The sequence below is a fragment of the Streptomyces sp. NPDC048696 genome (genome assembly GCF_043198895.1).
GTDB lineage: Bacteria > Actinomycetota > Actinomycetes > Streptomycetales > Streptomycetaceae > Streptomyces.
In genome coordinates this window covers 304654-326349 of the sequence record NZ_JBICVJ010000005.1, presented here as the reverse complement: position 1 = coordinate 326349, position 21696 = coordinate 304654, and the positions used below count along the sequence as shown (strand labels likewise).

General features: G+C 68.9%; 24 protein-coding genes and 1 tRNA gene. 11 read left to right on the top strand and 14 right to left on the bottom strand.

Translation table 11 applies throughout. The annotated features are described in order from the left end of the window. Positions 1-52 precede the first annotated feature (52 nt). Positions 53-220 carry a hypothetical protein gene (locus ACGFRG_RS12940; protein ID WP_393263543.1) on the top strand — a complete coding sequence of 56 codons (168 nt, stop codon included), beginning with the start codon at positions 53-55 and terminating at the stop codon, positions 218-220. Here the strand turns inward: ACGFRG_RS12940 and ACGFRG_RS12935 are convergent. Genes ACGFRG_RS12935 through ACGFRG_RS12925 form a run of 3 tightly spaced genes read right to left on the bottom strand, consistent with a single transcriptional unit; the run spans position 210 to position 3432 of the window. Continuing rightward, complete coding sequence (locus ACGFRG_RS12935; RefSeq protein WP_393263541.1) at positions 210-1052, bottom strand: carbohydrate ABC transporter permease; 843 nt, start codon at positions 1050-1052, stop codon at positions 210-212. The two genes, ACGFRG_RS12940 and ACGFRG_RS12935, sit on opposite strands and share 11 nt — an antisense overlap. Further along, positions 1049-2044 carry a sugar ABC transporter permease gene (locus ACGFRG_RS12930; RefSeq protein WP_361427951.1) on the bottom strand — a complete coding sequence of 332 codons (996 nt, stop codon included), beginning with the start codon at positions 2042-2044 and terminating at the stop codon, positions 1049-1051. Before ACGFRG_RS12930 ends, ACGFRG_RS12935 begins: the two co-directional genes overlap by 4 nt. A 56-nt stretch (positions 2045-2100) precedes the next feature. Continuing rightward, positions 2101-3432, bottom strand: a complete 1332-nt coding sequence (locus ACGFRG_RS12925; RefSeq protein WP_393263539.1) for an ABC transporter substrate-binding protein — start codon at positions 3430-3432, stop codon at positions 2101-2103. A gap of 288 nt (positions 3433-3720) precedes the next feature. Between ACGFRG_RS12925 and ACGFRG_RS12920 the strand changes: the two genes are divergently transcribed. Further along, positions 3721-4761: a LacI family DNA-binding transcriptional regulator gene (locus tag ACGFRG_RS12920; protein WP_361427913.1), complete on the top strand. Its 1041-nt coding sequence runs from the start codon at positions 3721-3723 to the stop codon at positions 4759-4761. Between the two features lie 37 nt (positions 4762-4798). Here ACGFRG_RS12920 and ACGFRG_RS12915 read toward each other — a convergent pair whose 3' ends face one another. Beyond that, positions 4799-5131 (bottom strand): hypothetical protein, encoded by a 333-nt coding sequence (locus ACGFRG_RS12915; protein WP_393263537.1) that lies wholly within the window; start codon positions 5129-5131, stop codon positions 4799-4801. Next, complete coding sequence (locus ACGFRG_RS12910; RefSeq protein WP_361427917.1) at positions 5128-5349, bottom strand: hypothetical protein; 222 nt, start codon at positions 5347-5349, stop codon at positions 5128-5130. Before ACGFRG_RS12910 ends, ACGFRG_RS12915 begins: the two co-directional genes overlap by 4 nt. 234 nt (positions 5350-5583) lie before the next feature. Here ACGFRG_RS12910 and ACGFRG_RS12905 point away from each other — a divergent pair, with 234 nt between their 5' ends. Genes ACGFRG_RS12905 through ACGFRG_RS12895 form a run of 3 tightly spaced genes read left to right on the top strand, consistent with a single transcriptional unit; the run spans position 5584 to position 7219 of the window. Further along, a complete protein-coding gene (locus tag ACGFRG_RS12905) occupies positions 5584-5844 on the top strand; it encodes a hypothetical protein (RefSeq protein WP_361427919.1) in 261 nt (86 codons plus the stop codon). Then, positions 5816-6343 carry a DUF6879 family protein gene (locus ACGFRG_RS12900; protein WP_361427921.1) on the top strand — a complete coding sequence of 176 codons (528 nt, stop codon included), beginning with the start codon at positions 5816-5818 and terminating at the stop codon, positions 6341-6343. Before ACGFRG_RS12905 ends, ACGFRG_RS12900 begins: the two co-directional genes overlap by 29 nt. A 24-nt stretch (positions 6344-6367) precedes the next feature. After that, positions 6368-7219: a helix-turn-helix transcriptional regulator gene (locus tag ACGFRG_RS12895; RefSeq protein WP_361427923.1), complete on the top strand. Its 852-nt coding sequence runs from the start codon at positions 6368-6370 to the stop codon at positions 7217-7219. Between the two features lie 66 nt (positions 7220-7285). Here ACGFRG_RS12895 and ACGFRG_RS12890 read toward each other — a convergent pair. The 4 genes from ACGFRG_RS12890 to ACGFRG_RS12875 form a co-directional block, all read right to left on the bottom strand. Then, positions 7286-7358: transfer RNA gene (locus ACGFRG_RS12890), tRNA-His, on the bottom strand. A 201-nt stretch (positions 7359-7559) separates the two neighbouring features. Continuing rightward, complete coding sequence (gene orn / locus ACGFRG_RS12885) at positions 7560-8162, bottom strand: oligoribonuclease (protein WP_361427925.1); 603 nt, start codon at positions 8160-8162, stop codon at positions 7560-7562. Between the two features lie 5 nt (positions 8163-8167). Then, complete coding sequence (locus tag ACGFRG_RS12880) at positions 8168-9400, bottom strand: helix-turn-helix domain-containing protein (protein WP_393263534.1); 1233 nt, start codon at positions 9398-9400, stop codon at positions 8168-8170. A 387-nt stretch (positions 9401-9787) separates the two neighbouring features. Continuing rightward, positions 9788-10273, bottom strand: coding sequence for a hypothetical protein (locus tag ACGFRG_RS12875; protein ID WP_393263532.1), 486 nt, complete (start codon positions 10271-10273; stop codon positions 9788-9790). 370 nt (positions 10274-10643) lie between these two features. Between ACGFRG_RS12875 and ACGFRG_RS12870 the strand changes: the two genes are divergently transcribed. Continuing rightward, complete coding sequence (locus ACGFRG_RS12870) at positions 10644-11165, top strand: universal stress protein (protein WP_067159339.1); 522 nt, start codon at positions 10644-10646, stop codon at positions 11163-11165. Positions 11166-11330: 165 nt separating this feature from the next. Then, the gene (locus tag ACGFRG_RS12865) at positions 11331-11900 is read left to right on the top strand and encodes a GPR1/FUN34/YaaH family transporter (RefSeq protein ID WP_361433776.1); all 570 of its coding nucleotides are present in this window, start codon (positions 11331-11333) and stop codon (positions 11898-11900) included. Positions 11901-11999: 99 nt separating this feature from the next. Here the strand turns inward: ACGFRG_RS12865 and glmS are convergent, their stop codons facing one another. The 3 genes from glmS to ACGFRG_RS12850 form a co-directional block, all read right to left on the bottom strand. After that, positions 12000-13817, bottom strand: a complete 1818-nt coding sequence (glmS, locus tag ACGFRG_RS12860) for a glutamine--fructose-6-phosphate transaminase (isomerizing) (protein ID WP_361433773.1) — start codon at positions 13815-13817, stop codon at positions 12000-12002. 64 nt (positions 13818-13881) lie between these two features. Then, a complete protein-coding gene (locus ACGFRG_RS12855) occupies positions 13882-14163 on the bottom strand; it encodes a hypothetical protein (protein WP_067159327.1) in 282 nt (93 codons plus the stop codon). Positions 14164-14292: 129 nt separating this feature from the next. Beyond that, complete coding sequence (locus tag ACGFRG_RS12850; protein ID WP_393263529.1) at positions 14293-15189, bottom strand: DUF4429 domain-containing protein; 897 nt, start codon at positions 15187-15189, stop codon at positions 14293-14295. A 162-nt stretch (positions 15190-15351) separates the two neighbouring features. Here ACGFRG_RS12850 and ACGFRG_RS12845 point away from each other — a divergent pair, with 162 nt between their 5' ends. Then, complete coding sequence (locus tag ACGFRG_RS12845) at positions 15352-16932, top strand: beta-N-acetylhexosaminidase (RefSeq protein ID WP_393263527.1); 1581 nt, start codon at positions 15352-15354, stop codon at positions 16930-16932. Between the two features lie 300 nt (positions 16933-17232). Here ACGFRG_RS12845 and ACGFRG_RS12840 read toward each other — a convergent pair whose 3' ends face one another. Beyond that, the gene (locus tag ACGFRG_RS12840; RefSeq protein ID WP_361433763.1) at positions 17233-17460 is read right to left on the bottom strand and encodes a hypothetical protein; all 228 of its coding nucleotides are present in this window, start codon (positions 17458-17460) and stop codon (positions 17233-17235) included. A gap of 71 nt (positions 17461-17531) precedes the next feature. Here ACGFRG_RS12840 and ACGFRG_RS12835 point away from each other — a divergent pair, with 71 nt between their 5' ends. Beyond that, positions 17532-18683 (top strand): hypothetical protein, encoded by a 1152-nt coding sequence (locus ACGFRG_RS12835; RefSeq protein ID WP_393263525.1) that lies wholly within the window; start codon positions 17532-17534, stop codon positions 18681-18683. A gap of 123 nt (positions 18684-18806) precedes the next feature. Here the strand turns inward: ACGFRG_RS12835 and ACGFRG_RS12830 are convergent, their stop codons facing one another. Beyond that, positions 18807-20162, bottom strand: a complete 1356-nt coding sequence (locus ACGFRG_RS12830; RefSeq protein ID WP_393263523.1) for a hypothetical protein — start codon at positions 20160-20162, stop codon at positions 18807-18809. 149 nt (positions 20163-20311) lie between these two features. Here ACGFRG_RS12830 and ACGFRG_RS12825 point away from each other — a divergent pair, with 149 nt between their 5' ends. Together ACGFRG_RS12825 and ACGFRG_RS12820 are read left to right on the top strand one after the other, a co-directional pair. Beyond that, on the top strand, positions 20312-20827 hold the full coding sequence (locus ACGFRG_RS12825) for an NUDIX hydrolase (protein WP_361433757.1): 516 nt from the start codon (positions 20312-20314) through the stop codon (positions 20825-20827). A gap of 58 nt (positions 20828-20885) precedes the next feature. Further along, on the top strand, positions 20886-21386 hold the full coding sequence (locus ACGFRG_RS12820) for a hypothetical protein (RefSeq protein ID WP_393263521.1): 501 nt from the start codon (positions 20886-20888) through the stop codon (positions 21384-21386). The last annotated feature ends 310 nt before the right edge of the window (positions 21387-21696 follow it).

Genomic DNA, 21696 nt, shown 5'->3' with positions numbered 1-21696 from the left:
ATCGTGGTGGTACGGAAGGAGGTTGACGCCGGGGGCAGGCGAAGGAAGGCCGTTGGCGGGCACGGGCACGGGCACGGGCACGGGCATGGGCATGGGCGCGGGCACGGGCGCGGGCGCGGGCGCGGGCACGGGCACGGGCATGGGCATGGGCGCGGGCACGGGCGCGGGCGCGGGCACGGGGTCGGGCACGGGCGCGGTGGGCGGGGCGGTCACCCCTTGACCGCGCCCTGCATGATCCCGCCGACGATCTGCCGCCCGAACAGGACGAACGCCAGCAGCAGCGGGAGGGTGCCGAGCAGCGCGCCGGCCATGATGACCGACTGGTCCGGGATATAGCCGCGGCCGAGTCCGGTGAGCGCCACCTGCACGGTGGGGCTGCCGTTCTGGGTGAGCGCGATGATCGGCCAGAAGAAGTCGTTCCAGGCCATGACGAAGGTGAGCATGCCGAGGACGGCCATCGCGGGCCGGGCGGCGGGGAAGACGACGTGCCACACCACCCGCCAGCTGCTCGCGCCGTCGACCCGGGCGGCTTCGATCAGCTCGGTGGGCAGCGCCTCCACGAGGAACTGCCGCATGAAGAACACCCCGAACGCGCTGACCAGGGTGGGCAGGACGACCGCCTGGAGCTGGTCGGTCCAGGACAGCTTGGCGACCACCATGTAGAGCGGCACAACGCTGAGCTGCGGCGGCACCATCATCGTGCCGATGACAAGGAGGAGCAGCACGTTCTTGAAGCGGAACCGCAGCTTGGCGAAGGCGAACCCGGCGAGCGTCGAGAAGAAGACCGTGCCGAGCGCGATCGACCCGGCGACGATCGTGGTGTTGAGCAGGGCCGTGCCCATGTTGGCGTCGGTCCAGGCGATCTTCAGATTCCGGAAGAGGTTACCGCCGAACCAGAAGGGCGGGGGAGTCTGGGCGAGCCGTTCGTTGCTGCGGGAGGCGGCGATGGCGGTCCACACCAGGGGGAAGAGGGAGCCGATGGTGAACAGGGTCAGGATCGCGTAGGTGAGGCGCCCGCCGTGCAGCTGGCGTCCGGCCCGGTTGGCGGTCAACTCGCCACCTCCTTGCGGAGTCTGCGCGAGATCAGCCAGTTCACCGCGCCGATGAGGAGCAGGATCAGGAACATCGCCCAGGCGATCGCCGAGGCCCGGCCGAGATGGAGGTTCACCCAGCCCTGTTCGTAGAGATAGAGCCCGAGCGTCTGGAACTGGTGGTCGGAGCCGCCGGTGGCCCCCGCGCCGCCGTTGAACAGCAGCGGTTCGCCGAACAGCTGGGTGGCGCCGATGGTGGAGACGACGCAGGTGAACAGGATGGTCGGCCGCAGCGAGGGCACGGTGACGTGCCGGAACTGCTGCCAGCGCGTGGCCCCGTCGAGCGCGGCGGACTCGTACAGGTCGTGCGGCACGGCCTGCATCGCGGCGAGGTAGATCAGCGCGTTGTACCCGGTCCAGCGCCAGACGACGATCGTGGAGACGGCGAGCTGTGAGGTCCACCTGCCGTTCTGCCAGTCGACGGGTCCCCAACCAGCCTGGCCGAGCGCCCAGTTGACCATGCCGTAGTCACGCCCGAAGAGCAGCACGAAGACGAGGGTCGCGGCGGCGACACTGGTGGCGTACGGGGTGAGGACGGCGACCCGGAAGAACATCGAGCCGCGCAGCTTGTAGTTGAGCAGATGCGCGATCCCGAGGGCCATCAGGAGCTGGGGGACGGTGGAGATGATGCCGATGGTGAACGTGTTGCGCAGCGCGTTCCAGAAGAAGTCGTCGGACAGGAGCCGGGAGAAGTTGCGCAGCCCGACCCAGTGCATCTCGTTCGGCGAGGTCAGCTCGACCTGGTGCAGCGAGGCCCAGCCCGTATAGAGGAGGGGGAAGAGCCCGAAGGCGGCGAAGAAGAGGAAGAAGGGCGCGACGAAGGCGTACGGGCTCCAGCGCAGATCGCGCCGGTAGCGACGGCTGCGCCGCGCACGCCGCCGGGCTTCGGCGGCGTCGCCGGGGGCGGGGTCCGAGCCGGGGGCGGAGCCGGACGGGCGCGCCCCGGCCGACACGGCCACTCCCGTACCGCTCGTCCCCGTACCGCTCGTCCCCGTGTCGCTCGCCACCGTCACTGGTCCAGCGCGTTGTCGATGGCCTTCACCGCGGCGTCCCACCCGGCCTGCGGCGACTTGCCCTTCTGGTCGACCTGGAGCATGCCGACGTCGGCCAGGTTCTGGGCGATGATCAGGTCCTTCGGGCCGAGGATCTGCACCGGGGTGCCCTCGGCGGCCCTGGCGAAGATCTGCCCGATGGGGGCGTTGTCGAAGTACGGGTGCTTGGCGTCGGCGACGGTAGGCAGGGCGTACGCGGCCTTGGCGCTCGGGAAGCTGCCGCGCTTCTCGAAGAACGTCGCCTGCTGCGCGGGCGCGGTCAGCCAGGCCGCGAGTTCGGCGGCCTGGGCGCGGTGCCGTCCCGCCGACGGTACGACGAGGAAGGAGCCGCCCCAGTTGGACGGCTTGGGCGCGGCCGCCACGTCCCACTTGCCCTTGCCCGCTTCGCCCGCCTTGTCCTGGATGTAGCCGAGCATCCAGGCGGGGCAGGAGACGGTGGCGAACGTCCCGTTGGCGAACCCCTGGTCCCAACTGGGCTGAAACTGCTGCAACTTGGCGGTCAGGCCATGGGTGGCGAAGGCGGCCGCGGTGTCCCAGGCGTCCTTCACGGCCGGGTTGGTCTTGTAGACGATCTTCCCGTCGGCGTCGTAGAAGCGGTGGGCGCTGCTGCCGGTGATGGCCGCCATGACCCCGGACGCGGAGTCGACGAACGAGGTCCCCTTCGGCGCCTTCGCCTTGTACCGGTCCCCGGCCGCCAGGTACTTGTTCCAGTCCCCGGCCCACAGCCTGCCCACGGCCTCCCGGTCGGTGGGCAGCCCGGCCGCGGCGAACAGGTCCTTGCGGTAGCAGATGCCCTGCGGCCCGATGTCGGTGCCGAGCCCGACTGTCTTGCCGTCCTTGGTGGTGGCCTGCCCCCACTTCCAGGGCAGGAAGGCGTTCTTGTCGACGCCCGGCACCGCGCCGAGGTTCTCCAGCTTGCCGGCCTGGGTCGCGGTGACCTCGGCGATGTTGTTGACCTCGACGGCCTGGATGTCGGCGAGTCCGCTGCCGGAACCGAGGTGGGTGAGCAACTGCGGGTAGTAGTTCTCGTTGCGCTCGATCGAGGTCTGCTTGATCGTGATGTCGGGGTGCAGCTTCATGTACGCGTCGTACAGCCCGGCCTCCTGGAGCCCGAAGGCGCCGAAGACGCCGACGGTGAGGGTGGTCCGCCCGCCACCGCCCCCACTGCTGCCGCCCGGTCCATTGCTGTGCCCGCCGCTGTCGTCGGCGCAGCCGGAGAGCAGCAGCCCGGCGCCGAGGGCGGCGACGACGACCGTCGTTCGCAGGGACGTACGTGTTCTGGTGCGCATGGCTTGTCGCATGACGTTCCTCCAACTGCCGTACGAGGGAAGTACGAAGGATGTACGTACGAAGGGGGTTGGGAGCGCTCCCAGCCGTATGTCTTGAAGGGTGTCGACTGGCTGAGGGGGTGTCAAGACAACGGACGAGGGCAGTCGCCGCCGGGACAGGGCTGTTAGCTTGCACCGCGGTTCACTGAGTTGTCGCGGTTCGTGACGTTGACCGGGTACGGCGGAATTCAGCGGAGTTCCGCGGAGTTCGCGGAGTTCCACGGGATTCGGCGAGACGGGGAGGCAGGCATGACAGCAGCTCGCGCGGTCCGGGGCCGCGGCGCGGGGCGGCCCACCCTTGAAGAGGTGGCGGCACGCGCCGGTGTCGGACGGGGCACGGCGTCGCGGGTGATCAACGGTTCGCCCCGGGTCAGCGACCGTACGCGCGCGGCCGTCGAGGCGGCCGTGGCCGAACTCGGCTACGTCCCCAACCGCGCGGCCCGTGCGCTGGCTGCCAACCGTACGGACGCGATCGCGCTGGTCGTCCCCGAGTCGGCGACGCGGTTCTTCGCGGAGCCGTACTTCTCCGAGGTCGTACGGGGAGTGAGCCAGGCGCTCGCGGACACGGAGATGCAGCTCCTGCTGACCCTGGTGGGCGGCGACCGCGAACGCCGCCGCCTCGCCCAGTACCTCACGGGCCACCGGGTCGACGGGGTCCTGCTGGTCGGCGTCCACGCGGACGACCCGCTGCCCGAGCTCCTGGAACAGCTGGACATCCCGGTCGTGATCAGCGGCCCCCGCTCCGAACACGAGCCGCTGGCGTCGGTCGACTCGGACAACTTCGCGGGCGCGCGGGCGGCGGTGGCGCACTTGCTGTCCCGGGGCCGCCGCGCCATAGCCACGATCACCGGCCCGCTGGACGTGTACGGCGCCCGCTGCCGCCTGGAGGGCTACAGATCGGCGATGGCGGAGGCGGGCCTTGATCCGTCGCCGGAACTGACAGCCCAGGCGGACTTCACGGAGGAGGGCGGCCGGGGTGCGATGGCCGCCCTGCTGGACCGAGTCCCCACCCTGGACGCGGTGTTCGCGGCCTCGGACGTGATGGCGGCGGGCGCCCGCCGGACCCTGCGCGAACGCGGCTGTCGCGTCCCCGAGGACATCGCCCTGATCGGCTTCGACGACTCGGCGATAGCCCGCCACATGGACCCCCCGCTCACCAGCGTGCGCCAGCCGATAGAGGAGATGGGCCGCGCGATGACGGACCTGCTCCTGACCCAGATCGCGGCGGGCGAGCGGTCGGGGGCCCAGCTGGTCCTCCCGACGGAACTGGTGATCCGGTCCTCGACGTGACGCGACGTACGCGACGTACGTGAGGCGCGGGATCCGCCTACCTCCGGCTGCCCGGCTTGCGCACGCACCCGGGAGTACCGGCCGGATGCCGGTAGCTGTCCGGCCGGGCGCCGCACGACGAGAAGCCGACCACGGTCTCGGCCTCGCCGACGACGGGCTCGTCGCAGACGGCGCAGATCCGGGCGACCGCGTGCCGCAGGCAGGCCCGGGGGTACCAACTGGTCCGGTGGTCCAGGATCTTCAGCGGACGCGGCCCCAGGTCGACGGCGGTCGCCGGGGTCAGCGTCACCCCGCACCACACGCAGTCGAGGCCGCGCTGCTGCGCCTGCGACAGGCCGCCGATGTCCGGGAGCCCGCCGACCAGCCTCATCGCGAGACCTCCAGCGTCGCGGCCGTTTCCATGCCGGACACGGGATCGCCGGCTGCTGCTGCACAGCCGGGATGCGAGTAACGGGCGTACGCGCCGCCGGAGTCGGTGAGGAACATATGGGTGATCGCGGCGGCGCCGGGCTCCTGGCAGGTCGCGCAGATCCGGTAGCGCGCGGGGTCCGTGGCGGCGGGGTTGTCAGGGGATTCGGGATCGGACATGGGGCCTCCCCGTCATGGGTGGGGTGTGGGGCGGCGCCGGGGGTGCAGAAACGGGTGCTGCGGCTGCCGCTGGCCAGGACTGTAGGCGGGGGTCATGCCGCGGATCGAGCGTTGTGCAGATATGTGCGCGCACCTCTGTTGCACTCCATGTTGTCCGCTTCACGCCCTTGAACGGCCTTGCCTGCTGCGGGATGGTTCTGCACACAGCCGCACAACTCGCCGTAGGAGGACGACATGTCGTTACAGTTCGTCGGGATCGACCCCAACACGGGAGACAAACAGAGCCCGACCGTCTGGGTGGACCGGAAGAACAACGAGATCGTCTTCCAGGGATGGAAGGCGGGCGCGGAGCTTGAGGCGGAGTGCGCGGCGTGTGAGGTGCCGGGCCACGCGAAGGGGATCCCCGAGGGGGAGGCCGTCGTCCGGATTCCTGCCAGGATGGCGCACATGGTGAGGGAGGCGTGCGATGCCGTCGAGCGTGCCGACGTTCGATGAACTGCTGGCGGGCTGCGTCCGCTCCGCTGTGCACCTGGAGATGCGGGACGCCTACGCCGTCGACTACGAGGTGGGGCCGTTCGCCGCATGGCGTAAGGGATTTCGCTACGATCCGGCGGACCGGTCGTCCTGGTGGCGGCCGTGGCTCGATCTCATGAGCGAGACGGTCGCCAGGGGTGTCGCCGTGCGCCGGGCCCGCATCGTGTCGGAGCCGGTCAGCGAGTACATCCGGTACGAGCACTCAGGGACGTTCACCAACATCGCGGCCGGAGAACAGGTGCGCTGGCTCCCCAGGCGGCGGGCCTCGACCATCCCCCTGCCGGGCAACGACTTCTGGCTCTTCGACGACCGGTGGGTGCACTGGAACCACTTTGCCGGTGACGGCACCTGGACAGGGGAGGAGATCACCGACGACCCGGATGCGGCGCGGCTGTGCGCCGCCGCCTTCGAAGAAGTCTGGTCCAGAGCCGTTCCGCATGAGCGGTACGAGATCCACTGACAGGAAGTACGGACAGCACGCCTCATGCCCATCTCGCCCTCCTCGTCGGCGCAGGCCGCCCGCGAAACCGTTGCCGGGCGGCTGCGTGACATCCGTAAAGAAGCCGGGCTGACGGTCTCGGAGCTGGCGGCCCGGTGTGGCTGGCACCACTCGAAGACCTCCCGCATCGAGAACGCCCGTACCGCGCCTTCGGCGAAGGACATACGCCTGTGGTGCGAGGCGGGCGGGGTCGCGGACGAGGCGGCCGGGCTCGTCGCGCAGTCCCTCAGCGCCGAGTCGATGTACAGCGAGTGGCGTCTCCAGCTGCGGAACGGGCTCAAGCAGCTGCAGGACAGCTGGGTGCAGTTCTTCCACGAGACGCGGTTGTTCCGGGTGTACTCGGCCACCCTGGTGCCAGGTCTGCTCCAGACCGAGGGCTATGTCACGGCGCTGTTCCACCGGATCGCCGAGTTCCGGGAGATCGCCGACGAGTCGGAGGCGGCCGCCACGGCACGGGTCGAGCGGTCCCGCGTGATCCACGAGCCGGGGCACAGGTTCGTGCTGCTCGTGGAGGAGTCGGCGCTCTACTTCCGGATGGGACAGGCGGACGCGATGGCCGCCCAGCTCGGCTACCTGCTGGCAGCCGGTGCGCTGCCGTCCGTCTCGCTGGGGGTGATCCCGATGGCCACGCGCGAGCGGATCCTGTGGCCGATGGAGACCTTCCATGTGTACGACGACAGGTTCGTGTCGGTCGAGTTGCTGTCGGCCCAGGTCAACATCACACAGCCGAACGAGGTGGCCCTGTACCTCAAAGCCTTCGACCAGCTGCGCACCATGGCCGTCTACGGCGCCGAAGCGCGCGCCCTCGTCGTCAAGGCCATCGACGCCCTGGGCTGACCCCCGAGCGCGCCCGGCAACGAAGAAGGCCCGGTCCGCTTTCGCGGACCGGGCCTTCCCGATCAGGGTGAGTAACGGGACTCGAACCCGCGACATCCTGGACCACAACCAGGTGCTCTACCAGCTGAGCTATACCCACCATGCATGACCGGACTGTTGTGGTCTTGGGAAGTCCCTGGGGGCTTTCCCTACCGGCCGAGAAAAAGTGTACAGGGTCCGGGAGGGTGCTCGCGCACATGTTTCGCGGGGGCCTCCCGGGGCGCCCTCGGGGTGCAGAACGGGGCCGGACCGGGAGTGCCCTGGAGGCACCCCTGGTCCGGCCCCGACACCGCGCCGCGGACTACTCCGCAGGCAGCACGTGCTTCGCCGCGATCGCCTTCGCCGTGTCCGAGTCCGGGCCGGGCTGGGCGACGAAGATCGCCTCGCGGTAGTAGCGGAGCTCCGCGATGGATTCGCGGATGTCCGCCAGCGCGCGGTGGTTGCCGTTCTTGTCCGGGCTGTTGAAGTACGCCCTCGGGTACCAGCGGCGGGCGAGCTCCTTCACCGAGGAGACGTCCACGATCCGGTAATGGAGGTACTCCTCCACGGACGGCATGTCGCGGAGGAGGAAGCCGCGGTCGGTGCCGACCGAGTTTCCGCACAGCGGCGCCTTGCCCGGCTCCTTGACGTGCTCACGTACGTACGCGAGGACCTGCTCCTCGGCGTCCGCCAGCGTGGTGCCGCCGGCCAGCTCGTCGAGGAGCCCGGAGGCGGTGTGCATGGCGCGCACCACCTCCGGCATGGTCTCCAGCGCGGCGTCCGGGGGACGGATCACGATGTCCACCCCTTCACCGAGCACGTTCAGCTCCGAGTCGGTGACCAGGGCGGCCACCTCGATAAGTGCGTCGTCCGCCAGCGAGAGCCCGGTCATCTCGCAGTCGATCCACACCATGCGGTCGTTCATGCGCCTTAGCCTACGGGGCCGCTCCGCTGACCAGGCAGACTCGGACGCATGTAACCGGTGGCGTACATGTCAGCGACGGACTTCCCCGGCTCCGGCGGCGGCGCGTGCGAGACCGCCGACGGGCCGACGAAGGCGTTCGCCGCCGCCGTGCGCCGGGACTGCGGCAGTGCCTGTGGCGGCACCGTCTCCAGCGTCGGCGGACCTCCGGACGGTTCCGCCTGCGGCCTGCGCGCCCGGTACGCCGCCCGGTAGGACGCCGGGGACGAGCCGAGCTGGCGGCGGAAGTGCCCGCGCAGCGCGACCGGGGAGCGGAAGCCGCAGCGGCCCGCCACCTCGTCCACCGAGTAGTCCGACGTCTCCAGGAGACGCTGGGCCTGCAGGACGCGCTGCGTGATCAGCCATTGGAGCGGCGCCGATCCCGTCAGCGAGCGGAACCGCCGGTCGAACGTCCGGCGTGACATGTACGCGCGAGCCGCCAGCGTCTCCACGTCGAACTGCTCGTGGAGATGCTCCAGCGCCCACGACACGACCTCGGCGAGCGGGTCGGAGCCGATCTCTTCAGGTAAAGACCTGTCCAGATAGCGCTCCTGCCCGCCACTGCGCCGCGGCGGGACGACGAGCCGGCGCGCGAGGGCTCCGGCGGCGTCGCTGCCGTGGTCGGTCCGCACGATGTGCAGACAGAGATCGATTCCGGCCGCCGTGCCCGCCGACGTCAGGACGTCCCCGTCGTCGACGAACAGCTCGCGCGGATCCACATGGACCGATGGATACCGCTTGGCGAGCGTCGGCGCGTACATCCAGTGTGTGGTCGCCGGGCGCCCGTCGAGCAGCCCTGCGGCCGCCAGAACGAACGCGCCGGTGCAGAGGCCGACGATGCGGGCGCCTTCCTCGTGCGCCCGGCGCAGTGCGTCGAGCGCGGCCGCCGGCGGCGGCGATGTGATGGACCGCCAGGCGGGCACGACCACGGTGCCGGCCCGGTTGATTGCCTCCAGCCCATAGGGCGCGGTCAGTTCGAGCCCGCCTGTGGTCGGCAGGGGGCCCTCCTCTCCGGCACAGACCAGCAGGCGGTAGCGGGGCACGCCCGCGTCCTGCCTGTCGATCCCGAACACGGAGAGCGGAATGGAGCTCTCGAAGATGGGGCCGCCACTGAACAGCAGTACGGCTACGACTTCCCGGCGGCGACGGCCGGCGAGCTTCCTTGTGGCCTCCGGTGATGCGGCAGCGGAGTCCTGGCTCATTCTGCTAAGCCCCCCTCGGTGTTCGCGGCTCCCCGTTCTTGTCCGGCTTGTCGCTCCTGCACTTTTCCCCTTGGTTTTGCACGAGTCCCCCAGCCTTAGATACGCATGATCGAATCTACTGCGTTCTGTGGCGTCGGCGTGACAAGTCCGGTACTCAGCGCTATGTCGACTTGGCAACTTGGCGCGAAGCGTTCGATCACGAAGGGTTTCACTCAAGGCGCCCGCAGGGAAGTGCGCCTCGCGCGCATGGCCCGTACCCGTATGGCCGAAGCGGGTGCCGCAGCGCTTTTCGCCCTGGTGGCAAGGGGGTTGGCAGGCCAATTCGGACAGGGATCAGGGGGGAGGGGAAGTTGGCTGAAAACATACGGGTCCGCGTGTACGAAAGCGTCAGTCCAACGGCGAACTTTCGCCGTTCCGCCGGGCGCCGCGGTGCGCACCGGCGCCCGTTCGTTCCTGCCGCGCGCGCGTGCCGGGCGTTCCGTGCGGCGCCGCGGCCGCCCGCTCCGCCCGTGCCCGGGCCGCCGCCCGCTCGGACCGGCGCAGCAGCAGTCGGCAGGCCGCCGTCACGGCCGTGAGTCCGAGCGCGGAGCCCGCCGCCCCACCGAACGAGCCCCCGTACACCACGAGCAGTACGGGGGCGAGGACGCAGCTGAACGCCGCCCAGCGCACGACGTCGCCCGCACTGTCACCGGTTCCCGAGATCGGCGCCCGTACGCCCCGCGCGCCGTTGTGCGCGCCGTCCGCCCGGCGGGGCGGGCCCCCGGCGGGCGCGGGCGCGCCGGGGGCGTGCGGGGTGCGGGCGACCCTGGGGGAGCCGCCGGGCGGCGTGTCCTCGAAGGCATCCTGGGCGAGCCGGGGGGCGGGCACGGGCATGGGCTCCCTGGGGGACGTCGGAAACGGCGCGAGAACAGCGCCGAAGCGGCCGCGTGTCTAACGGGGAGGTACCGCTTCCGGTCACTGCGCGTACACAGCCGGACCACAGCCGGAGCACAGGGGGGACAGGCCCGGAAGGTCCCGTAGTCACACGAAATGTTGAAGCGATGACCTCTGTACCGGCCAACAGCCATTGCCATCCGGGGCGGGCTCGTGCATGCTCCGGGGAACGCCGTGCAGCATCGGCGGCTCTGGGCAGGAGAGGAGTGTCGCCGTACCCTTGGGGGTATGGGCTTGGGAAGATGATTCCCGGACACAGCTCCGCCGCCAACTGTCGCCCTCCCATGAGGATCCAAACGCCGAGACACCCATGGCCGGTCAAGAATTCCCCGAACCCGCGGACCGCAAGCAGGTAGCCGACCCGACGTCGGACCTCCAGGCGGCAGAAGAACCACGTCTGTCCTGTGACCCCGCCTTCCGGCACGGAGTGGTGGTCGGATTCGACGGCTCCACGTCCAGTGAGCGCGCCCTGGCGTACGCGATCGGCATGGCCAGACGGTCCGGCTCCGGCCTGATCATCGTGCATGTCGCCAACCGGCTGCCCACCACCGTGTGGGCGGGCTGCGAGCCGCCGGTCTTCGTGGACGTGCCGGACCACCGCACGGAAGTCCTCGGCCTGGAGCTGGCCTGTGCGGACTATCTCGCCGAGGTCTCCTGGATCCTGGTCGAGCGCGGCGGCGACATCTGCCATGAACTCGAAGAGGTCGGGCGGGAGTACGCGGCGGACGCGATCGTGGTCGGCTCCACGCACGGCATCGTCGGCCGGATCTTCGGCTCGGTCGCCGGCCGCCTCGCGCGCAGAGCCCAGCGCCCCGTGGTCGTCATTCCGTAACCCTGTCGTGTCCGTACGTTGTCCCAGCTGAGACGGTGTCAACTCGCTTGCCCGCAGGGCGAATCTACCCTCCGGTAGGGGTGGATTGTGCCCTTGTGAAGGGTACGTAAGGGTCACTGGGAAGCAGCACGACCGCAGCACAACTGCACATGAAGGGAGCCCGTCGTGGACCACGAAGCCCCCGCGGGAAGCATCACTTCCACTCTCGGTCACCTCGCACTCGGACTCACCCTGCTCGCCTTCGGCCTCGGCACCACCAAGGTCATCCACGACGTGACGGTGGCGGACGCCGTGTCGATCGCGACATACATCGGCGGCGTAGGCCTCTTCGTCCTCGGGATCGTCGCGTTCCGTGACCAGGACGCTTTCACCGGCACCGCGTTCGCGGGCCTGGGCGCCTTCTGGTTCACCTGGGCCAGTGGTGCGGACTCCAAGTTCTCGGCCAACGCGGCAGGTCTGTTCCTGCTCCTGTTCGGGCTGCTCGCGCTGAGCCTGGCGGTCGGCGCGGCCGGCGCCGGACCCATCCGGCAGGGCTCGTACGCACTGCTCTTCGTCGCCCTGGTGCTCCTCGCCATCGCGGACTTCGCCACCAACGACGGCCTGGGCAAGGCCGGCGGCTGGGTCGCGGCGGTCGCGGGCGCGGTCTCCTGGTACGGCGCCACGGCCGGTCTCGCCAACTGGCCGACGACCCTTCCGCGACGCGCGGCCGGCCGGGGGGTGACGGCCGCCGGCTAGGCACGCGCGCGCCGGTGCAATGGGCGGCATCGGCACACAAAGGAGCGGCCCCGCACGCCTGGTGGCGCGTGCGGGGCCGTTCTGCGTCGCGGGGTCCGACTACTCGACCGTGACGGACTTCGCCAGGTTGCGCGGCTTGTCGATGTCGCGGCCCATGGCCAGCGCCGTGTGGTACGCGAAGAGCTGGAGCGGGATGCCCATCAGGATCGGGTCCAGCTCGTCCTCGTTCTTCGGGACGACGATGGTGTGGTCGGCCTTCTCCTGCTCGCGGTGGGCGACCGCGAGGATACGGCCGCTGCGGGCCTTGATCTCCTCAAGCGCCGCGCGGTTCTTCTCCAGCAGGTCGTCGTCCGGGACGATCGCGACCGTCGGCAGCGCGGGCTCGATGAGCGCGAGCGGGCCGTGCTTGAGCTCGGAGGCCGGGTAGGCCTCGGCGTGGATGTAGGAGATCTCCTTGAGCTTCAGGGAGGCCTCAAGGGCGACCGGGTAGCCGCGCACACGCCCGATGAACATCATCGACTGGGCGCCCGCGTACTCCTTGGCCAGCTTCTCGATCTCCGGCTCCATCGCCAGGATCTCGGAGATCTGCGCGGGCAGCTTGCGCAGGCCCTCGATGATCCGCTTGCCGTCGGCCACCGACAGGTCGCGGATGCGGCCCAGGTGCAGCGCGAGCAGCGCGAAGGCGACCACGGTGTTGGTGAAGCACTTGGTGGAGACGACGCAGACCTCGGGGCCGGCGTGCACGTAGGTGCCGCCGTCGGCCTCGCGGGCGATCGCCGAACCGACGACGTTCACCACGCCGAGGACGCGGGCGCCCTTGCGCTTGAGCTCCTGGACGGCGGCGAGCACGTCGTAGGTCTCACCGGACTGCGAGACCGCGATGTACAGCGTGTCGGGGTCCACGACCGGGTTGCGGTAGCGGAACTCGGAGGCCGGCTCGGCGTCCGCGGGGATGCGGGCCAGCTCCTCGATGAGGCCGGCGCCGATCATGCCGGCGTGGTACGAGGTGCCGCAGCCGAGGATCTTGATCCGGCGCACGCCGCGGGCCTCGCGGGCGTCCAGGTTGAGGCCGCCGAGGTGGACGGTGGAGAACCGGTCGTCGATGCGGCCGCGCAGCACGCGGTCCACGGCGTCGGCCTGCTCCGACATCTCCTTGTGCATGTACGTGTCGTGGCCGCCCATGTCGTACGAGGCGGCCTCCCACTCGACGGTCTCGGGGGTCGCGGTGGTGCGGGTGCCCGAGGTCGTGTACGTACGGAAGTCGTCGGCCTTCAGGGTGGCCATCTCGCCGTCGTTGAGGGTGACGACCTGGCGGGTGTGGGCGATCAGCGCGGCGACGTCGGAGGCGACCAGCATCTCCTTCTCGCCGATGCCGAGGATGACCGGGGAGCCGTTGCGGGCGACGACGATGCGGTCGGCGAAGTCGGCGTGCATCACGGCGATGCCGTAGGTGCCCTCGATGACCTTGAGCGCCTCGCGGACCTTCTCCTCCAGGGTGTCGGCCTGGGCGCGGGCGATGAGGTGGGTGATGACCTCGGTGTCGGTCTCGGACGCGAAGACGACGCCGTCGGCCTCCAGCTTGACGCGCAGCTCGGCGGCGTTGTCGACGATGCCGTTGTGGACGACGGCGACCTTGTTCTCGGGGTCGAGGTGCGGGTGCGAGTTCACGTCGCTGGGGGCGCCGTGGGTGGCCCAGCGGGTGTGCGCGATGCCGGTGGTGCCGGTGAAGCGCTTGGGGACGCGGGCCTCCAGGTCACGGACGCGACCCTTGGCCTTGACCATCTTCAGCGCGCCCGACTTGGGGCTGTTGATGACGACGCCCGCGGAGTCGTAACCCCGGTACTCCAGCCGCTGCAGACCTTCGAGCAGCAGCGGAGCCACATCACGCTTACCGATATAACCGACGATTCCGCACATAGAGTCTCTACCCCTCCATCGACGTACAGTTCCAAAAGCTCAGGTGTGCTCGGCCGCGGACGACTCAGCCGTAGACGATGCGGCGCAGCTGCCGGAGCGAGAGCTCCGGTGGCGCCACGGCGCGGTGCGGCAGCTCGGCCGCGATCCGCTCGAAGATCTCCGCGTTCACCAGACCACCGGACTGCAGCTCACGGTGGCGGCGGCGGACGAATTCCTCGTACGTCTCGTCGAAGTACGCCAGCACATCGAGCACCACCCGGGCCGCCTCACCGCGCTGGAGCGCGGTGCTGCGCACCAGATGGTCGATGAGGTCGTCGTGGGACGACGGGCTGCGGCGTTCGAGCACCCGTCGATATTGCGGTGTATCGAGCGGGCACGCAAGAATCCTGCCCGATATCGGGCAGGATTCTCATGATCATACGCAGCCTGGTCTGTACCAAGGATTGAATCTACGGGGGGGCGGGGGGAGGGCGCCTCAGAGCCGCTTCAGCACGGCCTGCTTGGCGAAGGTGAACTCCTCCTCCGTGAGAATCCCGGATTCCCGCAGCTCACCGAGCTCCCGCAGCCGCCGCAGCAGGGCGTCGTGGTCGTCCGCGGCGGCGGGCGCGGGGAGGGCGCCGGGCGCGGGCGCGGTGGGCGCGGCCTCCAGGGCCTTCGGCCCCGGCTCCGGCGCGTGCGGATGCGGCATCCGCACCACCACGGCCGAGGCGAGCAGCGCCATCAGCGGGTCCTTCTTGAACCCGTTGAGCTCCACGGCGTGCGGATCGCGGCCGGCGGGCAGCCGGGGCGCGTTGGGCGAGCTGATGAACCGCACATGCCCGTCCACCAGGCCGCGCGCGGGCTGCCACTCCACCGCGTGCAGATCCTCCAGGGCGAGGGTGGTCGGGCCGCTGGCCGTCTTCACCTCGTCGGTGTGCCAGGTCCACTCCAGGCGGACCGTGCGCCCGTCGAAGCTGGCCGTGCCGTCGCCCGCGCCCACGGTCATCGGCAGCGAGGGCCCCGGCAGGAGATAGCGGTCGACCGGCCCGGTGGGTACGGAGTCGAGCAGCAGGCTGTTGCGGACCTCGTCCACGAAGTACTCGGCGATCGCCGCCGTCTTCGTCTCCACGGTCAGGGTGTACGGGTCGGAGGCGTCGTCCAGCTTGCCGCCGGTGACCTGGAGCAGCGGGTCGGCCCCGTCCCGCAGCTTCAGCCGCAGCCGCCCGGTTTTGCGCCCCGGCTCGTACGCCACCCCGGCGAGCGCGTCGAGCGGCACGGTTATCTCGCCGAGCGTGCGGCGCAGCAGGCTGACGCCCTTGTCGCTGCCGGGCACGATGCGTACGCCGTCGCCGTCGAAGGTCCAGGTCCCGTCGTTCTGGATGATTTCCGCCATGAGGTGATTCTTTCATCGGGCGGGTAGGGACGGGCCGTTGGGCATCGGTCCGCACCTTGACCGCCGGTGGGGCGGGCGGTTGTGATGGTTCCCGTTCCGTTGCTCGCGTCCCCGTCGATCCGCTCGCGTCCCCGTTGAAGGGAACCGCTTGTGAGACACCTTGTGAGACAGCACAGAACGATGGCCGGTCTGCTGGGCGCCCTGCTGCTCCTGGCGGCGGGCCTCTCCTCGACCGGAGCCACCACGGCCGCGGCCGCTTCGCGGGCCCCGCGCCCGCTGGGCCGGATCGTCCCGGCTCCGGCGTCGGTCGCGCCCGGCGGCTCCCCGTACACGATCACGTCCACCACCGCGATACGGGTCGACGCCGCTACCGGGGCCGAGGGCCGCCGGATCGCCGGGTATCTGGCGGACGTCCTGCGCCCCTCGACGGGGTACGCGCTGCCGGTCCGGGCGGACGGCTCCGGCGGCATCCGGCTGCGGCTCTCCGGCGACGCGCGGCTCGGCGAGGAGGGCTACCGGCTGGAGAGCGGCCGGAGCGCGATCACGGTCACGGCGCACCGTCCGGCCGGACTCTTCCACGCCGTCCAGACGCTGCGGCAGCTGCTGCCGGCGTCGGTGGAGAGGAGGACCAGGCAACCAGGTCCCTGGCAGGTGGCGGGCGGCACGATCACCGACACCCCGCGTTACGCGTACCGGGGCGCGATGCTCGACGTCTCGCGCCACTTCTTCACGCCTGCGCAGGTCGAGCGCTACATCGACCAGCTCGCCCTCTACAAGGTCAACAGACTCCACCTGCACCTCAGCGACGACCAGGGCTGGCGGATCGCGATCGACTCATGGCCGAGGCTGGCGACGTACGGGGGCCGGACGCAGGTCGGCGGCGGCAAGGGCGGCTACTACACGAAGGCGGACTACCGTCGGATCGTCCGCTACGCGGCGAGCCGCTACCTGGAGGTGGTCCCGGAGATCGACACCCCGGGCCACACGAACGCGGCCCTCGCCTCGTACGCGTCCCTGAACTGCGACGGCGTCGCGCCCCCGCTGTACACGGGCACGGACGTCGGCTTCAGCTCGCTGTGCGTGCCGAAGGAGGTGACGTACGCGTTCCTGGACGACGTGGTGCGGGAACTGTCGGCGCTGACGCCGGGCAGGTATATCCACATCGGCGGCGACGAGGCGCACTCGACTCCGCACACGGATTACGTCGCGTTCATGGACAAGGCCCAGGCGGTCGTCGCCAAGTACGGCAAGACGGTGATGGGCTGGCACCAGCTCACCGGCGCGCGCCCGGTCGCCGGGGCGGTGGCCCAGTACTGGGGTACGGCCGGGGACGAGGCGGAGGTCGTCGCGGCGGCGAAGGCGGGCACGCGGCTGGTGATGTCACCGGCGAACCGGGCGTATCTGGACATGAAGTACGACGCGACGACGAAGCTGGGGCTGGACTGGGCGGGGCTGGTCGACGTCGACAGGTCCTACGCCTGGGACCCGTCGACATTCATCAAGGGGTTGCCGTCGGGGTCGGTCCTGGGGGTCGAGGCGCCGCTGTGGTCGGAGACGCTGACGACGAGCGCGGACGTCGAATACATGGCGTTCCCGCGCCTGCCCGGAATCGCGGAGATCGGCTGGTCCCCGGCGTCGACACATTCCTGGCCGGACTACCGCTCCCGCTTGGCCGAGCAGGGGCCGAGGCTGGCGGCGCTGGGGGTGAACTTCTACCGGTCACCGGTGGTGCCGTGGGAGTGATTCCCCCCGCCCCACTCCCGTCCAGGGCTCCGCCCCGGCACCCCGCTTGGACTGTGTCCCGGCCCCTCCTGAAGACAACCTGGATCACGACATACGTGACGCCCGACGCCGCGTGGCGCTGAACCTGCAAGTCAGCGCCACGCGGCGGCCTCGGCAGTTCACCTCGGGACGGCTTCTGCCGCCCCGTCCGCTCCTGCCTCGCTCACGTAAGACTCGCAGGAGAACTCACTGAACTGAGGCGAGGGGTAGAGGGACGATCTGCCCGCGACGTTGTCTGTTCGGGCGACGACAGCACCATGATCAGTCACGAAGCCTGGTTCTGACCCGTTCAACGAGGGCTACCAACACGGGTGTCAACGCTTTGACAGCAGGAAGCCGATGGCTCCGGGCTACAGATAGAACCAGGATGACGACGGTCCCGCAGACGATCGCCACCGGCGCGACCACCACTGCGGTGAGAAGCCACTGCCCTCCTGCGGCCATGTGCACGTAGACCTGATCTGCTGCCATCCGGCTGGTTGCGCCCACGACGGTCTCCTTACGCACCCGTTCTTCAGTCGACAGGCCTAGGATGATTTGTCAGTCTGAGGGGAGCTGAGATGACAAACCTCCGCACTGATGTCGAGAAGGCGCTGGGCTGGCGGGTGCCCGACGCCATGTGGGAGGACCTCGACGGAGACTTCATAAGCCAACACCCGGACCGCGCGTCGGCCCGCCAGCTTGTCGAGGCAATCAGGAAGCGAATGGCCATATACGGGCGCGATCCTGTCCATCGGGTGGACGGTCCGACGCCGCCGATGCGGCCAGCCAAGGCTTCTTCCTCAGCGAGGATCGATGCACTCTCTGCCATCTATGCGGCCTGGGCGAACAGTGACCTCAAAGTGAATTGGTTTCGCCGTTCCAATTTGGTTCCCCAGAACACGCCCGAGTACGAAGCGTGGATGGCAGGGCAAGGTGACTGTCCAGACTTTCAACTCCTCACGCCGGAAGATGTGAATCAGTGGATTATGGATCATTTCAATGGCGATTCCCCTGGTGGTAACGGAAACCAGCACATTGAGGACCTCCTTGCTGCGCGCCGACCGGGCGCAAGCCCTGTAGTCGACCTCTGGTACATTGCGAGCCACCGCGAGCGGGCCCTGACGGTTGACTCCCGTTGGACCCTGGGGCAGCTCGCCAAGTTGGCCGAGGACATCGCAGATACGTACCGGTGGCGCCAGTCGGAGGCAGCTACCTTCGTGCTTACAGGACGACAACCCGAGGTTTTCGTTTACTCGGGATCTGCATCTATTCGTCATGGCGCGACAGCCGCTTGCAGCCGCGTCACGATGACCCTTGATCCGTTTCTCACACCGGATCAAGTGGCAGGCATCTATAGTCGACTCAAGGCCCGATTCCATGCAGGCCCCATAAAGTCGCTGTCAGAGAAGCACTATCGACTCGCTCAATCTATCGGGCCGCATGTTGTCTCCCGTGTCGATCAACCAGGGCGTACCGCCAGGAAGGGCCGCCCACTGCAGGCAGGCCCGACTGGACTGGTCCACATTATCGAGCCAACAGGTGTGGCCAGTTGGCAGTCTCTGCGCCGAGATTGGAACGATCGATACGGGCATCGTGAGGGCAGAGGCGGCAAAGGGTGGTGCTACGGCAGCGACAATCATCCTAATTTCATCCGCGACGCAAAGAAGGCATATGTGCGACTGCTCTTTCCGCCCTGGAGGGGGCCGGACGAGCCAGCGCAATCACAATGACGCCAGGGAAGCCTTCAGTAGGCAAACCTGCAGCTCATTCAGGGTGGAAGTCAGAGCCCCTGTCGGGTTCGAACCGACGACCCCCTACTTGCGAGCGCCGGAGGGGCGGGTCTGGCGGGGAGGCTATCCCTTGAGCACGGCCACTTCGGCGATGCGCGGCGAAAGTGCCCGTACGGAGCGGGTGTGCTGGAACGGCTTAAGCCGGAGCCGCATGGTCTCGAAATGCTCGTCGCCTCGGGCGGATGAGATGTGTTCGTAGTCTTCCAGGAATCGTGCCCATGAATCACACGCCGCGTCGAGGTGCCCGTGTTGCAACTGACGTTGCGCCAGTACCGCGTTGAAGTGGACCCGTCCTTGCCGCTCATTGGCCGGTTGCGCCTTGAGCGCCTGCTGTAGGGCGCTGATGGAACCCGGCAGATCCTTCCCTTCGTACAAGACGTGGGAGACATGGAAGGCGTAGGCGGACTGGTCGTATCCGCCGATCGACTCACGGCGGTTGTCGGCCTTCATCAGCGCGGTTTCCGTGGCGGTCAACAATTTCCGCGCACGCCGATGGTCACCCACCATGGATGAGGCGTGTGCCTGCTGTCCTGTCAGGAACGCCTGAAGCCGTGGACCTGCCTTCGGTGCGGCTTCGGCCGCCGAGTCCGCGAGTTGCACGGCCAGGGGGCCGTATCCGAGATTGGATGCCTGAAGGCTCATCCCCCGTAATGTCCGGCAGTACGTCACGTGGTCGTCCGCCCGGCCGGCGAGCTTGAGAGCCTTCAGATAGTACTTTTGTGCGGTGCCGTGATCCCGCTCGTACATCGCCATCCACCCGGTCAGATAGACGAGGTCCGACGCTGCCGCCCACATGTCTTTCCGTACCGTGTCCTTGGCTTCGGCGTGGAGCCAAGGAACGACGGTGTTCACCAAGAAGGCCGCAGCCATCGGCCTTGCGTGTGCTCCGCCGAACTCATCGAGAATGTCGGCGATCTTGTCAGTCATTTTGCGGACCGACTCGACTTGACCCGCGCCGATTCGCACCGTCATCTTGCCCGGACTCACCGGAACGGCATCTGCGGCGTGCGCGGAGTCGGCGAACATCGGAACGGTCAAGGCTGCGGAGAACAGGCTGGCTGCAGCGATCACGCCACGGCGTGATGGATCCATATCCGCCCTTCCCAGATCGACGATTTCCTCTACGGCGTCGACGCCGGGCGGGGCTTGGTCGGACGTGGCGAGCGGCAGTCCGGCCTCGGCGTGCGTGACCGTGCGGTGCAGCTTGCGCGAGAACGCCTCGACGATCACGCGCCTGACCGGGGCGTTCGGCACTGTGCCACTGACCCAGTGCGACACGGCCGACTGGTCGTAGTGGAGATCCAATCCAGCTTCGGCGCCCAAGCGGTTGACGATGCTCGCGAACTGCGAGCGAGACCATTTCGCCTGCTTGAGCAGGGTTTCCAAGCTCAAGTTCGGTGTACGTGAGCGGTTCGCCATGCCCTCAACTCCCGACGGACTGCGTGGCGTTCATGGCTTTCATGCCTCGGCCTCGCTCCCACGGTACCGCTGAGAGTGGTCGTGCGGTTGCGTAGAGGCAGGAGAGATCGCCGAGGCGGGACTCACACCCGCAAGAGAACGGATGCCCCATGGCGCACGCTGACATCGACCAGGCCGACCCGCCACGCCGACGCATCAGGGCCGTGGTCCTGGTTCGCAACAGATACGGCGACATTCTCATGGTGAAGCCCAGGCGCAGGCACGCCGATCGGAAGCAGGGGTGGCAGCTTCCGGGCGGTGGAACACATGCGGGCGAGCCCATCGCCGTCGCTGCGGCCCGCGAGCTGCTCGAAAAGACCGGGCTCAAGCGCAAGCTCTCGTACCTGCTCATGGTGGACCAGGTACCTGCGAGCGCGGACGAAGCGAGCGCCGAGGGCATCAACTTCGTACTCGACGGCGGAACGCTCGACAACGATGAGGCCGCCGCGGTATCGCTGCCCGAGAGCGCGCAAGGCGAACTGTCCGCGGTCGAGTGGGTTCCCGCGGGGCAGCTGGACGAACTCACCTTGCCCTACCAGGCTGCCCGGATTCGCGCGGCGGCACGTGCGTTCGAGTACGGCATGAGGCAGCCGATGTTCCTGCTCGGCGAGCTCGTCGGCTCGTAGTCCAGGCCCCTGGCAGGGGTGGGCGTTGAACCGCCATACACCCATCAAGGAGACAGAAATGACTGCTCTCGCGGACACCGCCGCAGTTCTCAAGCCCAGTGCTCGTCACCTGGTCCCGGACGCCAGCTTCGTGACCGCCGTGCACATCGTCCAGCGCTGCAATGCAGGCCTTCACGACGATATGGCGAGCCGTATCGTCGACGAGGCGCTGAAGTTCCTGGCCGCCGCAGCGACCAACCGGACGCCGGGCTTCGCCCTCCGCCCTTCGCGTATCGCGGATGAGGGATGGCACGCCCTCCTGTGGGACACGAAAACGTACGAGTCGCTGTGTGCTTTCCTCGGGCGGTTCATTCACCACGTGCCCGAGAGCCCGGCAACCAAGAAGCACGACACCGCCACGGTGGACCGGACCCTCGCGGCCATCCGGAGCGCCGGATACCTGCCGGACGACTACCTGTGGGCCAAGGAGACGCAGAACTCGGTGCTCGTAGCGGCCGACTGCATGCACAGCGAGTGCACTGACGGTGGTTCCAACTGTGCGGCTCCGGAGGCGAATTGAGGTGTGTGAACGTCCGCGCGGCGCACTGTCCGCCTCCTAGACTCGACTGAGGTCGGCAAGAGGGGAACCGCAATGGGCAAAGAGGACGACAGGCAGCGCCCCGGTGCATGGAGCGATCCCAGGTACGGCGAGGTACTGGACTACTGGTACGGCCTGCGAACCGCTCGGCGTGCCAACGGGCGCCCCTGCCGAGTCTGCCGGCACGGTCGCGGTGTGACGCTCACTATCCACCCCGCCACTCACAAGCCTCTCAACACCGAGTGCACGGACTGCAACTCGGCAGGGCACTAGACACACAGGGCGTCCGCCG

Bases quoted from the DNA above. Each gene is read 5' to 3' on its own strand.
- ACGFRG_RS12925 (WP_393263539.1), bottom strand. From the start codon at position 3,432: ATGCGCACCAGAACACGTACGTCCCTGCGAACGACGGTCGTCGTCGCC.
- ACGFRG_RS12920 (WP_361427913.1), top strand. From the start codon at position 3,721: ATGACAGCAGCTCGCGCGGTCCGGGGCCGCGGCGCGGGGCGGCCCACC.
- ACGFRG_RS12915 (WP_393263537.1), bottom strand. From the start codon at position 5,131: ATGAGGCTGGTCGGCGGGCTCCCGGACATCGGCGGCCTGTCGCAGGCG.
- ACGFRG_RS12910 (WP_361427917.1), bottom strand. From the start codon at position 5,349: ATGTCCGATCCCGAATCCCCTGACAACCCCGCCGCCACGGACCCCGCG.
- ACGFRG_RS12905 (WP_361427919.1), top strand. From the start codon at position 5,584: ATGTCGTTACAGTTCGTCGGGATCGACCCCAACACGGGAGACAAACAG.
- ACGFRG_RS12900 (WP_361427921.1), top strand. From the start codon at position 5,816: ATGCCGTCGAGCGTGCCGACGTTCGATGAACTGCTGGCGGGCTGCGTC.
- ACGFRG_RS12895 (WP_361427923.1), top strand. From the start codon at position 6,368: ATGCCCATCTCGCCCTCCTCGTCGGCGCAGGCCGCCCGCGAAACCGTT.
- orn (WP_361427925.1), bottom strand. From the start codon at position 8,162: ATGAACGACCGCATGGTGTGGATCGACTGCGAGATGACCGGGCTCTCG.
- ACGFRG_RS12880 (WP_393263534.1), bottom strand. From the start codon at position 9,400: ATGAGCCAGGACTCCGCTGCCGCATCACCGGAGGCCACAAGGAAGCTC.
- ACGFRG_RS12875 (WP_393263532.1), bottom strand. From the start codon at position 10,273: ATGCCCGTGCCCGCCCCCCGGCTCGCCCAGGATGCCTTCGAGGACACG.
- ACGFRG_RS12870 (WP_067159339.1), top strand. From the start codon at position 10,644: ATGGCCGGTCAAGAATTCCCCGAACCCGCGGACCGCAAGCAGGTAGCC.
- glmS (WP_361433773.1), bottom strand. From the start codon at position 13,817: ATGTGCGGAATCGTCGGTTATATCGGTAAGCGTGATGTGGCTCCGCTG.
- ACGFRG_RS12850 (WP_393263529.1), bottom strand. From the start codon at position 15,189: ATGGCGGAAATCATCCAGAACGACGGGACCTGGACCTTCGACGGCGAC.
- ACGFRG_RS12835 (WP_393263525.1), top strand. From the start codon at position 17,532: ATGACAAACCTCCGCACTGATGTCGAGAAGGCGCTGGGCTGGCGGGTG.
- ACGFRG_RS12830 (WP_393263523.1), bottom strand. From the start codon at position 20,162: ATGGCGAACCGCTCACGTACACCGAACTTGAGCTTGGAAACCCTGCTC.
- ACGFRG_RS12825 (WP_361433757.1), top strand. From the start codon at position 20,312: ATGGCGCACGCTGACATCGACCAGGCCGACCCGCCACGCCGACGCATC.
- ACGFRG_RS12820 (WP_393263521.1), top strand. From the start codon at position 20,886: ATGACTGCTCTCGCGGACACCGCCGCAGTTCTCAAGCCCAGTGCTCGT.